Genomic DNA, 13,196 nt, shown 5'->3' with positions numbered 1-13,196 from the left:
ACGGTGCGGGGTGCCCCCGCAGGAATGCGCTGGGAGGGGCTCACCTACTACGGGTGAGGGTGAAGGCGCATTCCGAGGAGGTGCCCCGTGGCGGCCCCCGACCCCACCCCCGCACGCAGTGCGCGATGCCCCGCCGGGTACACCGGGGGCGCGGGGAACTGCGCGAGCAACCACCCACCGGCGGCAAGGTCGCGCAACCCACCGCGTAACGCAGCCCGGGGCGAAAACACCGTACCGCCGCACGCAGTGACTCGTTGGGCTCTCCGGGAGAGAGGACGGGTCGAGATGGAGATGCCCGCGCTGGCCGGAGGCCGGCACGGGGCCGCGGAGCTGCGGCCGCTGGTCGAGACGGTGCTGGCCGCGTTGGAGGAGGGGGCCGCCGCGCGGGGCGGCCCGGTGCCGGCCGGCGGCCCGGGGGAGACGGCGCGGCGGGTCGCCGGGGCGATGGGCCGGCCCCTGCAAGGCCACGGCACGGGCGCCCACGAGGCCCTGCACACGCTCGTACGGGAGCTGGCCCGGGGCGCGGCGGACCCGGCGGACGCCTATTGCGCCGCCCACCTGCACTGCCCCCCACTCGCGCTCGCGGCAGCCGCGGAGCTGGGGGCGGCGGCGCTGAACCCGTCGCTGGACTCGTGGGACCAGGCGCCCGCGGCGACGGAGATCGAGGGGCGGGCGGCGGCGGTGCTGGCCGCGCTGGTCTACCCGGATCTGCCCGCGCCGGACGCGCTCATGACGACCGGGGGGACGGAGTCGAACCAGCTCGCCCTGCTGCTGGCCCGGGAGCGCGCGGCGGGCGGCCCGCGTGTGCAGGTGGTGTGCGGCGCGAACGCGCACCACAGCGTGCAGCGCGCGGCCTGGCTGCTGGGTCTGCCGAAGCCGATCGCGGTGGACACGCCCGCGGGCGTGCTGGACCCGGCGGCCGTGGACGCCGCGCTGGACGAACTGCCGGGCCGCGCCCTGCTCGTGGCGACCGCGGGCACCACGGACACCGGGGCGATCGACCCGCTCCCGCAGCTCGCCCAGACCGCCGCGCGGCATGGCGCGGAGCTGCACGTGGACGCGGCCTACGGCGGCCCGCTGCTCTTCAGCCGGCACGAGGCGCACAAGCTCGACGGGCTCCAGTCGGCGGTGTCGGTCACCCTCGACCTGCACAAGCTGGGGTGGCAGCCGGTCGCCGCGGGGCTGCTGGCCGTGCCGGACGCCGCCGCGCTGCGTCCGCTGGGCCACCAGGCCGACTATCTGAACGCCGCCGACGACACCGAGGCCGGCATGCCCGACCTGCTGGGCCGCTCGCTGCGCACCACCCGCCGCCCGGACGTGCTGAAGATCGCGGTCACGCTGCGCGCGCTGGGCCGCGACGGTGTCGCCGCGCTGGTCGACGCGGTGTGCGGGCGCGCCCGGGAGCTGGCGTCGGCGGTGGAGCGCCACCCGGAGCTGGAGCTGTACGCGCCTCCGACGATCAGCACCGTCCTGTTCCGTCCGGCGGGCGCCGACGACGAGCAGGTGGCGGCGCTGCGCCGGGAGCTGATGTACGAGGGCCGGGCGGTGCTCGGCCGCGCGGCCGCGGACGGCCGGCTGTGGCTCAAAGCGACCCTGCTCAACCCGCACGTCCGCCCGCAGGACCTGGACGCCCTGCTCCGCCTGGTGACCGACGCGCGCACCCGGCAGACGCAGAGCTGACCCACCGGGCGCAGCACCACGGAAGGAAGGCCCCGCCCCGATGAACGACCCGACCCCGCAGCCCGCGGAACCCGCCCCGGCCGCCCGCCCCGCGGACCCGGCCCCGGTCCCGCACGCCCTGCCCGCCGCTCCCGGCCCCGCCGCCCCGGGAGCCGCCGCCCCGGACGCCGCTCCCGGGCCCGAGGAGGAGGATCCCGAGCCCTTCGACCTGCTCGGTATCGGTGTCGGGCCCTTCAACCTCTCGCTCGCCGCGCTCGCGGACGCCGTGCCGGGGCTGGCGGCCGCGTTCTACGACCAGCGGCAGGCCTTCCACTGGCACCCGGGGCTGCTGGTGGACGGCGCCACGCTGCAAGTGCCCTTCCTCGCCGACCTGGTGACGCTGGTGGACCCGGCGAGCCGGTGGTCGTTCCTGAACTACCTGAGGTCGCGTGAGCGGCTCTTCCCGTTCTACTTCGCCGAGCGCTTCCACATCCACCGCGCCGAGTACGACGCCTACTGCCGCTGGGTCGCCGACGCGCTGCCGTCCACGCACTTCGGGCAGCAGGTGGACACCGTCCGGTGGGATCCGGGGCACGCCCGCTTCGAGGTCGATCACACGCAGCTCGACGCGCACGGCGAGGCCGAGGCGCTGGGCCGCACATATGCCCGGCACCTGGTGCTGGGCGTGGGCACGGCCCCCTACGTGCCCGAGCCGCTGCGGCCGCTCGCGGAGGCGCCGACCGTGCCCGTCGTGCACTCGGCGCAGTACCTGCCGCAGCGCGAGCGGCTGCTGGCGGCCGAGCACGTCACGGTGATCGGCTCGGGGCAGTCCGGTGCCGAGGTCTTCCTGGACCTGCTGCGGTCGCGGCCGGTGGGGCGGGAGGCGATCACCTGGCTGGCGCGTACACCCGCGTTCGCGCCGATGGAGTACAGCCGGCTCGGCCTGGAGCACTTCACACCGGACTACACGCGCTACTTCCACGGCCTGCCCGAGCAGGTGCGCGACGGGCTGCTGCCGCGGCAGTGGCAATTGCACAAGGGCATCGACACCGAGACGATCACCGCGATCCACGACGAGCTGTACCGCCGCACCCTGGACGGCGGCTGGCCGGACGCGGTGCTCACGCCGGGGGTCAGCGTGCGCACGGCGGGGCGGATCGGCACCACCGCGATCGAGCTGCACCTGGAGCACGCCGAGCAGGGCGCCCGCTCCCGGCTGGTGACCAACGCCGTGGTGCTGGCGACCGGTTACCGGGAGCGTCCGCTGGACGGGCTGCTCGGCCCGCTGGAGGACCGGCTGCTGCGCGACGCGGCGGGCCGCCCCCGGGTGGACGCCCGGCACCGGCTGGAGCTGGACCGCTCGGTCACGGGCCGGATCTACGTGCAGAACGCCGAGCGCCACACCCACGGTGTCGGCGCCCCGGATCTGGGCCTGGCCGCATGGCGCTCGGCGGTGATCCTCAACGACCTGACGGCGCTGCTGGCCGGCGCGGAGCACTACCCGCTGCCGGCCAGGACCGCCTTCACCACGTTCGGCCTCGGCGACCCCGCCCGTACCCGCGCCGCCGGGGGCGGGGGAGGGGCCGCCGGGGCCGAGGCGGCTATGCGAACACCGGCACTCCGGCGCGGGTGAGCCGCCACTGGTCGGCGGGGAAGGACGCCGGGTCGATGCCGCCGTGCGCCTGGACCCAGGCGATGATCGTGTTGCGGATCTCGTCGGAGTTGGACCACACCGACTGCGCCGCGGCCACGTGCGGGTAGTTGCTGCCGCCGCTGGAGCGGTAGTTGTTGACGGCGAGCACGAACTGCGCCGCCGGGTCGACCGGCTGCCCGCCCGCGGTCAGGTTGACGATGCGCGAGCCGGCCGGCTGGGCGATGTCGATGTCGTACGACAGCCCGCTGAGCACGTCGTAGCTGAAGTCGGGCGTGTTGTTGGCGTTGGTGAGCTTCGCCGGGTCCACGGGCGCGTCCGGCGCGGTCTGCACGAAGTACGCCGCGGACCACTCCAGGTAGTCCTTGACCTGGGCGCCGGTGAGGATCTTGGCGTCCAGGGTGTTCTCGTAGACGTACAGGCCCGCGACGTCACGCAGCGAGACCTGTCCGGCCGGGATGGCGGCGGTGCGGGAGAAGGGCGAGGCCTCGGAGATCACCGGCAGGTCGGCGTACTGGGTGCCGGCCAGCGCGGCCTTCACGGTGTCGGCCTGCACCAGGTTGAGGAAGTCGATGATCGGCGTGTCCTTGTACGTGGACTCTGCCGCGGACATCGCGACGGTGCAGGTGCCGATGATCTGGTTGACGTAGTCCACGACCTTCTGGTGCTCGTCCCGGACGAGCCGCGCCACCTTCGGGTCCTCGGCGACGGTGTTGGCGTTGCGCACCTCGGCGGTGACCGAGGTGACGTGCCAGCGGCCGCGGTCGAAGGTGAGGTCGATGTCGAAGACCGACAGCCGCATGCCCCAGTACAGCGGCTCGGACAGCACGACGGTCTTCCCGGTCTGCTCGTTGACGACCAGGGTCTGCGGCCGCTCGACGTGGGTGTGGCCGACCAGGATCGCGTCGATGCCCGGCACCTGCGCGGCGACCTGCGAGGACGCGTTCTCCGGGTAGGGCACGGCGTCGCCGTACGTGGTGCCGCCGTCCAGGCCCGAGTGGTCGGTGCAGATCACCACGTCGCAGCCGAGGGCGCGCAGCTTCGGGACGTATACCTTCGCCTGCTCCACCAGCCCGGGGAAGGCCATCTTGCCCTGCACGTTGGCCTTGTCCCACACCGCGATACCGGGGTTGGTCAGGCCCAGGATGCCGACCTTGACCGGCGGCAGCCCGTGCACCTTCAGCTCCTTGACCAGGTAGGGCGGGAAGGCGGGCTTGAGGGTCTTGGCGTCCACGGCGTTGGCGGCCAGCAGCGGGAAGTCGCACTGCTCCTGGAAGGCGCGCAGCAGCGGGATGCCGTAGTTGAACTCGTGGTTGCCGAGCGCGGCGGCGTCGTACTTCATGTGGTTCATGGCCAGCGCCATCGGGTGCTGCGGGCCCTTGCGCGCGCCGGTGATGGGCTCGACGCGGGCGAAGTAGTACGACAGCTGGGTGCCCTGGATGATGTCGCCCGCGTCGATCAGCAGCGTGCGGTCGTGGCCCTTCTCGGCGCGGGCCTGCTCGACCAGGGTGGCGATCTTGGCGAGGCCGACGTCGTTGTGGGTGGCGTCGTCGTACTCGGCGTTCGTGAAGTAGTCCCAGTTCACGGCGTGACCGTGCAGGTCGGTGGTGCCGAGGACGCGCAGCCCGAAGGTCTTCTGCCGCCCGTGGCCGTGGTCGTGGCCCTTGCCGGCCTCCGCGGCCTGCGCGGGGGAGGCGGCGACCGCGCCCGCGGTGCCCGCGAGCGCGACGCCCGCGCCGGTGGCGGCCGAGCGGTTGATGAAGTCCCTGCGGTTGAGCGGCATGTCGTTCTCCTTGACGGTTCGCGGGCGCTGAGGCACAACGCGCGTAGATTGTGGACCAACGACAGGGCGGAGCAACAGGCCTTGCAGGTTAACTACTGCTGTCGCCCGTACCGGTGTGCTCATCCGAGCGGACCCGTGCACACTTCGAAAGTTGTCAACAACCGTTAATGCAGGCGTCGTTGGGCAGTTGCCCGTAGAGGCAGTGACTACCAACCGGTAAGTCATACGCTCGATACATGCGCCGAGCCAAGATTGTCTGCACCCTGGGACCTGCCACCGACTCCTACGACCAGATCAAGGCACTGGTCGAGGCCGGAATGGACGTGGCACGCCTCAACCTGAGCCATGGAAGCTACGCCGAGCACGAGGACCGCTACCGACGGGTGCGCAAGGCGTCCGACGAGATCGGCCGCAGCGTCGGCATCCTGGTGGACCTTCAGGGCCCGAAGATCAGGCTCGGCCGTTTCGCCGAGGGCCCTGTACTGCTTGAACGCGGTGACCTGTTCACCATCACCGCCGACGACATCGAGGGCGACCAGCAGATCTGCGGCACCACGTACAAGGGCCTGCCCGCCGACGTGGCGCGCGGCGAGCGGATCCTGGTCGACGACGGCCGGGTCACCCTGGAGGTGACCGACGTCGAGGGGCCGCGGGTGCACACCATGTGCATCGAGGGCGGCCTGGTCTCCGACAACAAGGGCCTCAATCTGCCGGGCGTCGCGGTGTCCGTGCCGGCGCTGTCCGACAAGGACATCCGCGACCTGCGCTGGGCGCTGCGCACCGGTGCGGACGTCATCGCGCTGTCCTTCGTGCGCAGCGGGCGGGACGTGGACGACGTGCTGCGGGTGATGGCCGAGGAGGGCCGCCGGGTCCCGGTGATCGCCAAGATCGAGAAGCCGCAGGCGGTCGACAACCTGGAGGACATCGTCGACGCCTTCGACGGCATCATGGTCGCCCGCGGTGACCTGGGCGTCGAGATGCCGCTGGAGGCGGTGCCGCTGGTGCAGAAGCGCGCGGTCGCGCTCGCCCGCAGGAACGCCAAGCCGGTCATCGTCGCCACCCAGATGCTGGACTCGATGATCGACAACTCCCGTCCCACCCGCGCCGAGGCCAGCGACGTGGCCAACGCGGTCATGGACGGCACGGACGCGGTCATGCTGTCCGGCGAGACCAGTGTCGGCAAGTACCCGATCGCGACCGTCAAGACGATGGCGCGGATCGTGCGGGCCGCCGAGGAGGACATGCTCACGGCCGGCCTCGCGCCGCTCACCGACTCCTCCAAGCCGCGCACCCAGGGCGGCGCGGTGGCCAGGGCCGCCGCCGAGATGGGCGACTTCCTGGACGCCCGCTTCCTGGTGGCCTTCACACAGTCCGGCGACACCGTCCGCCGGCTGTCCCGCTACCGCTCGCCGATCCCGGTGCTGGCCTTCACCCCGGAGCCGTCCACCCGCTCGCAGCTCACCCTGACCTGGGGTGTGGAGGCCTTCCTCGGCCCCATGGTGCAGACGACCGACGAGATGGTCCGGCAGGTGGACGAGGAGCTGCTGCGGATCGGCCGCTGCAAGAAGGGCGACGTCGTGGTCATCACGGCGGGCTCGCCGCCCGGAATGCCCGGCACCACCAATATGGTCCGGGTCCACCACATCGGTGTCGATGAGCTACCGCCGCGTAATGGGTGAACTCGAAATAGCTCCTGACTTCTTCCGCGCCCCCGCCGGCCACCGCCCGCGGGGGCGCGGTTTTTCGGCCTCCGGGGGCCCTCCAGATATTTGCCCCTCGACTGCAATTAACGCTGCGTAACGTGCTCGCAATAAACATTCCCGGCGCCCGGCCGCACGGCCCGCCGCGGTCCCGGCCTGTCGCCGCCGCGGTCCCGGCCTGGGGCGTCAAGGCCCTCGGAGGTGTTGCCCCACACGGGAAGTGCGGTTTTCACTATCGGGGCGCCTCGGTGGCAAGTGGGCTATGTACGAAAAGTCCCCCGGAATCTCAAGAGAAGCTCAAGAGTTTCGGATCGGCATAACAAGACAGTCACACTCTTGGCCACACCTATGCCGAATGGCGCGAACCAGGCCTAGAGTCACGGCCAGTCACCGCGCCACCGGATTTGTCAGTTCGGGTTCCGCGCGCGACTTCGGCTTCTCATCAGAGAAGCCGTGTCAGGGGAAAGGACTGACCGTGCGACAGCGTTCCTTGCTGATTCTGACCTCCGTGGTCGCCGCCGGAGCCCTCACGCTCTCCGCGTGCGGCTCGCGCAGCGACGACGACAAAAAGGGCGGGGACAGCGGCGGCACCGGCAGCAGCAGCGCTGCCTCCGGCGACAACATCACGGTGGTAATCGGTGTCGACGCACCGCTCACCGGTGCCAACTCCGCCACCGGCCTGGGCATCCAGTACGGCGTCAAGCTCGCCGTCGACGACGCCAACGCCAAGAAGCTCGTCCCCGGTGTGACCTTCCAGGTCAAGGCGCTGGACGACAAGGCGAACCCGGCCAACGGCCAGCAGAACGCCACGGCGTTCGTCTCCGACAAGAGCGTCATAGCCGCCGTCGGCCCGCTGAACTCCAACGTGGCCCTGACGATGCAGCAGGTCTTCAACGACGCCAACATGGTGGAGATCTCGCCCTCCAACACCAACCCGGCGCTGACGCAGGGCAAGGACTGGGCGTCCGGCAAGAAGGTGCGTGCCTTCAAGACCTACTTCCGCACCGCCACCACCGACGCCAACCAGGGCAACTTCGCCGCCGACTACGCGGTCAACACGCTCAAGAAGAAGAACGCCTTCGTCGTCGACGACAAGCAGACCTACGGCGCGGGCCTCGCGGCCATCTTCAAGGAGAAGTTCGCCTCACTCGGCGGCAAGGTCGTCGGCACCGACCACATCAACACCGGTGACAACGACTACTCCACCCTCGTCACCAAGATCAAGAGCTCGCACGCCGACATCCTCTACTACGGCGGCCAGTACGACGAGTCCGAGCTGATCACCAAGCAGCTCAAGGCGGCCGGCGTGAACATCCCGCTCATGGGCGGCGACGGCATGTACTCCGACACGTACATCAAGACCGCGGGCAAGGCCGCCGAGGGCGACATCGCGACGTCCGTCGGCGTGCCGGTGGACACCCTGCCCGCCGCGCAGGACTTCATCAAGGCGTACAAGTCGAACAACTACCCCGGTGACTACGGCACCTACGGCGGTTACTCGTACGACGCCGCCACCGCCATCATCAAGGCGGTCGGCCAGGTGGTCCAGGCCAACAACGGCAAGCTGCCCGACGACGCCCGCGCGAAGGTCGTCGACGGCGTGCAGAAGGCCGACTTCGACGGCATCGCCGGCCACATCTCGTTCGACGAGTTCGGCGACACCACCAACAAGCAGCTCACGGTCTACCAGGTCAAGAACGGCAAGTGGGTGGCGGTCAAGTCCGGCGTGTACACCGGCTGACCGACCCCGGCACCACCAGGGCCGCGCGGCCGGTCGCACCGACCGCGCGGCCCGCAGCACATCCGGGCCCCCGCCGACCGGGCGGGGCCCGCCCACCGGTCCCACCCCTGTCACCCGTCCCCGTCCACCCAGCGACATGGAGGCCATGCGGTGCACACCCTGCCGCAACAGCTGGCCAACGGGCTGTTCATCGGCTCGATGTACGGGCTCATCGCCATCGGCTACACGATGGTGTACGGCATCGTCCAGCTCATCAACTTCGCCCACGGCGAGATCTACATGACCGGCGCCTTCGGCGCGCTCGCGGTCTACACGAACCTTCCCGACGGCATGTCCATATGGGCGGCGCTGCCGCTCATGCTGGCCGGCGGCGCCATCGTGTCCGTCCTCATCGCGGTGGGCGCCGAACGCCTCGCCTACCGCCCGCTGCGGGGCGCACCACGGCTGGCACCGCTGATCACCGCCATCGGCCTCTCCCTCGCGCTCCAGCAGGCGGTCTTCCTGTGGTACCCGAACGCCACCGCGGGCAAGCACTTCCCGCAGCTGCCCGGCGGCCCGTTCCACGTGGGCTCCGTCGACATCCAGACCGGTGACATCTTCCTGGTGGCCGCGGCCGCGATCTGCATGACCGCGCTGGCCGGCTTCGTCCGCACCTCCCGCACCGGCCGCGCCATGCAGGCCACCGCGCAGGACCCGGACACCGCCAAGCTGATGGGCATCGACACCAACCGCATCATCGTGATCGCCTTCGCCATCGGCGGTTTCTTCGCCGCGGTCGCCGGTCTCGCCTCCGGTCTGAAGTACGGCCAGATCAAGTACGACATCGGCTTCCAGGCGGGCCTGAAGGCCTTCACCGCCGCCGTCCTCGGCGGCATCGGCAACATCTACGGAGCCATGCTCGGCGGTCTCGTCCTCGGCATCGCCGAGTCCTGCTCCTCCGCGTACATCTCCAACATCCCCGGCATGCAGCAGCTCGGCGGCAGTGAGTGGGCCAACGTCTGGGCGTTCGTCCTGCTCATCGTGGTGCTGCTGGTCCGGCCGCAGGGCCTGCTCGGCGAACGCGTAGCGGACAGGGCGTGATCGTATGACCGACCTTCCCACCACCGCGGCGGTGACCACCGAGACCGCTCCCGACGGCGCCCGCACCGCGCGCTACCTGCCGCTGCCGCTCACCGCGGCCAAGGCGCTGGTGCTGCTCGGCGCCGTCGTGTCGGTCGCCTCGACCTTCATGTCCTGGACGTACACCAAGGACTTCCCCGGCGACCTCACCGTCAGCGGGTATCCCGGCGGCCTCCAGATCATGACGCTGATCGAGGCGATCATCGCCGGTGTCGTCGCGCTCGGTGCCTTCGGGGTGCCGGGCCTGCGCTGGCTCAACCCCAGCCGCTCCTACAACTCGGTGCTGCTGCTGGCCCTCGGCACGCTCGGCACCACCTGGTACACCGTCATCGACATCGCGGCCAAGCTCGGCGGCCTGGCCAACCTCGACCCCGGCGGGTTCGTCGCCGCCGTCGGCAGCGCACTGCTCTTCGCCGGTGCCCTCGGCCTGCCGGCCCACCGCGCGCCCCGCGAGGAGACGGACAGCGAGTACGCCGAGTCCGCCCGGATCCCGTTCGTCGCCGCCGCCCGCCGGGCGCTGCGCGACCTGCGGATCACCCAGGACGGCATGAAGGTGCCCGACCCGCGGCAGCTCAACGTGTGGCTCCAGCGGCTGGCGGTCGTGGTGGTCTACGCGATCGGCGTCAAGGTCCTCACCTACGGTCTGGCCACCAGCTACAGCGACATCTTCATCGGCTTCCTGATCGTCGTCTGCTTCACCTTCTGGGGCATGTCCGGGTCCGGCCTGCTGCGCCAGTTCCAGCAGATCGTGCGGGAGAACAAGATCTTCTCCTCCAGCGCCTGCATCCTGGCCGCCATCGCCTACCCGTTCGTCCAGAACGACGAGCACTGGGCCAACCTCGGCGTCAACATCCTCATCGTCGGCACCGTCGCCCTCGGCCTGAACATCGTCGTCGGCCTCACCGGTCTGCTCGACCTCGGGTACGTCGCCTTCCTCGGTGTCGGCGCCTACACCGCGGCCCTGGTCTCCGGCTCGCAGTACTCGATCTGGTCCGGCACGCAGTTCCCGTTCTGGGCCGCCGCCCTCACCGGAGCCGCCGCGGCCCTGGTCTTCGGTGTGCTGATCGGCGCCCCGACGCTGCGGCTGCGCGGCGACTACCTGGCCATCGTCACGCTCGGTTTCGGAGAGATCTTCCGCATCGTCGTCAACAACCTCGACGGCGTGAGCGGACCGAAGATCACCAACGGCCCGAACGGCATCGCCGTCATCCCGGACCTGTCGATCTTCGGCTACAACCTGGGCAAGACCCATGACGTCGGCGGTTTCGAGCTCGGCCGGTTCGCCAACTACTACCTGCTGATGCTGCTGATCACCGTCATCGTGGTGCTGGTCTTCACCCGCGCCGCCGACTCCCGCATCGGCCGCTCCTGGATCGCCATCCGCGAGGACGAGACCGCGGCCACCGCGATGGGCATCAACGGCTTCCGGGTCAAGCTCATCGCCTTCGCCCTCGGCGCCTGCCTCGCGGGCCTGGCCGGTACGGTCAGCGCGCACGTCACCAACTCCGTGGTGCCCACCCCGTACGTCTTCTCCGGCTCGACACCGCCGAACTCCGCCTTCCTGCTCGCCGCCGTCGTCCTCGGCGGCATGGGTACGGTCAGCGGCCCGATCCTGGGCGCGGCGCTGCTCTTCCTGATCCCGGAGAAGCTGGACTTCCTCACCCGCTACGAGCTGTTCGCCTTCGGCCTGGCGCTGGTCCTCATCATGCGGCTGCGGCCGGAGGGCATCATCGCCAACCGGCGCCGGCAGCTGGAGTTCCACGAGGACGAAGCCACCACGCCCGGCAAACGCCCCCTCGGCGACGACACCGTACCCGTCGGCACGGCGGGGGCGTGAAGGACACCATGACCACCACCATTCCGCACCAGTCCGCCCCGCGTGACGGGGCCGGTGAGCCGCTGCTCCAGGCCAGTGGCGTCGTCATGCGGTTCGGCGGCCTGACCGCCGTCCGCGACGTGGACCTCACCGTCAACACAGGGGAGATCGTCGGCCTCATCGGCCCCAACGGCGCGGGCAAGACCACCTTCTTCAACTGCCTCACCGGCCTGTACGTCCCGACCGAGGGCACCGTCAGCTACCGCGGCACGGTGCTGCCGCCCAAGCCGCACCTGGTCACCAAGGCCGGCATCGCCCGCACCTTCCAGAACATCCGGCTCTTCGCCAACATGACGGTGCTGGAGAACGTCCTGGTCGGCCGGCACACCAGGACCAAGGAGGGGCTGCTCTCGGCGATCATCCGCGGCCCCGGCTACCACCGGGCGGAGGCCGCCTCGCGGGCCCGCGCGATGGAGCTGCTGGAGTTCACCGGCCTCGCGGACAAGGCCGACCACCTGGCCCGCAACCTGCCCTACGGCGAGCAGCGCAAGCTGGAGATCGCCCGTGCGCTCGCGAGCGAGCCCGGTCTGCTGCTGCTCGACGAGCCGACCGCGGGCATGAACCCGCAGGAGACCCGGGCCACCGAGGAACTGGTCTTCGCCGTCCGCGACCAGGGCATCGCCGTGCTCGTCATCGAGCACGACATGCGCTTCATCTTCAACCTGTGCGACCGCGTCGCCGTGCTCGTGCAGGGCGAGAAGCTGGTCGAGGGCAGCTCCGAGGTCGTCCAGCAGGACGAGCGGGTCATCGCCGCGTACCTCGGCGAGCCCTTCGAGACGGGCGGCGAGCAGGAGCCGGAGCCCGCGCCCCCGGAGCCGCAGGCCGCACCCGCGGCGGAGCCGGAGCAGGGGCAGGACGAGCAGCAGGAGAACGACAAATGACCGCACTGCTCGAAGTGGACAACCTGCGCGTCGCGTACGGCAAGATCGAGGCCGTCAAGGGCATCTCGTTCTCCGTCGAGGCCGGTCAGGTCGTCACTCTCATCGGCACCAACGGCGCGGGCAAGACCACCACCCTGCGCACCCTCAGCGGGCTGCTCCGGCCCGTCGGCGGGAAGATCGTCTTCGACGGGCGCCCGCTGCACCGCGAGCCCGCGCACCGGATCGTGGCGCTGGGCCTGGCCCACTCGCCCGAGGGCAGGCACATCTTCCCCAGCCTGACCATCGAGCAGAACCTCCAGCTCGGCGCGTACCTCCGCAAGGACTCCGCCGGGATCACCCAGGACATCGAGCGCGCCTACACGCTCTTCCCGATCCTCGGCGAGCGCCGCAGGCAGGCCGCGGGCACCCTGTCCGGCGGTGAGCAGCAGATGCTGGCGATGGGCAGGGCGCTGATGTGCCGGCCCAAGCTGCTGATGCTCGACGAGCCGTCGATGGGCCTGTCGCCGATCATGATGCAGAAGATCATGGCGACGATCAGGGAACTCAAGGAGCAGGGCACCACCATCCTGCTCGTCGAGCAGAACGCGCAGGCCGCGCTCTCGCTCGCCGACCAGGCGCACGTCATGGAGGTCGGCACCATCAAGCTCTCCGGCACCGGCGCGGAGCTGCTGAACGACGAGGGCGTCCGCAACCCCGTCGGCCCGCACGTCCAGCCGCCGCACGGCCACCGGCCACTCCTCGACGGTGACCGTCCGGCACACCCCGGGTGACGCCACGACCGTTCCG

Annotated in this window: 9 protein-coding genes; 8 read left to right on the top strand and 1 reads right to left on the bottom strand. The window is 70.7% G+C overall.

The window, feature by feature from the left end:
• Positions 1–285 precede the first annotated feature (285 nt).
• Positions 286–1,680 (top strand): pyridoxal phosphate-dependent decarboxylase family protein, encoded by a 1,395-nt coding sequence (locus ACWERV_RS35655; protein ID WP_452940947.1) that lies wholly within the window; start codon positions 286–288, stop codon positions 1,678–1,680.
• A gap of 40 nt (positions 1,681–1,720) precedes the next feature.
• Positions 1,721–3,292, top strand: a complete 1,572-nt coding sequence (locus ACWERV_RS35650) for a lysine N(6)-hydroxylase/L-ornithine N(5)-oxygenase family protein (protein WP_452940945.1) — start codon at positions 1,721–1,723, stop codon at positions 3,290–3,292.
• On the opposite strand, the gene ACWERV_RS35645 is transcribed toward ACWERV_RS35650, so the two are convergent.
• Positions 3,261–5,093, bottom strand: a complete 1,833-nt coding sequence (locus tag ACWERV_RS35645) for a bifunctional metallophosphatase/5'-nucleotidase (protein ID WP_452940943.1) — start codon at positions 5,091–5,093, stop codon at positions 3,261–3,263. The two genes, ACWERV_RS35650 and ACWERV_RS35645, sit on opposite strands and share 32 nt — an antisense overlap.
• A gap of 236 nt (positions 5,094–5,329) precedes the next feature.
• Between ACWERV_RS35645 and pyk the strand changes: the two genes are divergently transcribed.
• The 6 genes from pyk to ACWERV_RS35615 all read left to right on the top strand — a co-directional run bounded on the left by pyk (position 5,330) and on the right by ACWERV_RS35615 (position 13,180).
• Complete coding sequence (gene pyk / locus ACWERV_RS35640) at positions 5,330–6,772, top strand: pyruvate kinase (protein WP_452940942.1); 1,443 nt, start codon at positions 5,330–5,332, stop codon at positions 6,770–6,772.
• A gap of 496 nt (positions 6,773–7,268) precedes the next feature.
• Complete coding sequence (locus tag ACWERV_RS35635; protein WP_398187243.1) at positions 7,269–8,534, top strand: branched-chain amino acid ABC transporter substrate-binding protein; 1,266 nt, start codon at positions 7,269–7,271, stop codon at positions 8,532–8,534.
• Positions 8,535–8,684: 150 nt separating this feature from the next.
• Positions 8,685–9,614, top strand: a complete 930-nt coding sequence (locus ACWERV_RS35630; RefSeq protein ID WP_398187246.1) for a branched-chain amino acid ABC transporter permease — start codon at positions 8,685–8,687, stop codon at positions 9,612–9,614.
• Positions 9,615–9,618: 4 nt separating this feature from the next.
• Complete coding sequence (locus tag ACWERV_RS35625; RefSeq protein ID WP_398187249.1) at positions 9,619–11,490, top strand: branched-chain amino acid ABC transporter permease; 1,872 nt, start codon at positions 9,619–9,621, stop codon at positions 11,488–11,490.
• Positions 11,491–11,498: 8 nt separating this feature from the next.
• Positions 11,499–12,410, top strand: a complete 912-nt coding sequence (locus ACWERV_RS35620) for an ABC transporter ATP-binding protein (protein WP_452940939.1) — start codon at positions 11,499–11,501, stop codon at positions 12,408–12,410.
• Positions 12,407–13,180: an ABC transporter ATP-binding protein gene (locus ACWERV_RS35615; RefSeq protein ID WP_452940938.1), complete on the top strand. Its 774-nt coding sequence runs from the start codon at positions 12,407–12,409 to the stop codon at positions 13,178–13,180. Before ACWERV_RS35620 ends, ACWERV_RS35615 begins: the two co-directional genes overlap by 4 nt.
• The last annotated feature ends 16 nt before the right edge of the window (positions 13,181–13,196 follow it).

Source organism: Streptomyces sp. NPDC004031, assembly GCF_053604375.1.
The sequence above is the reverse complement of the archived record's forward strand: the minus strand, read 5'-3'. Positions and strand labels throughout refer to the sequence as shown.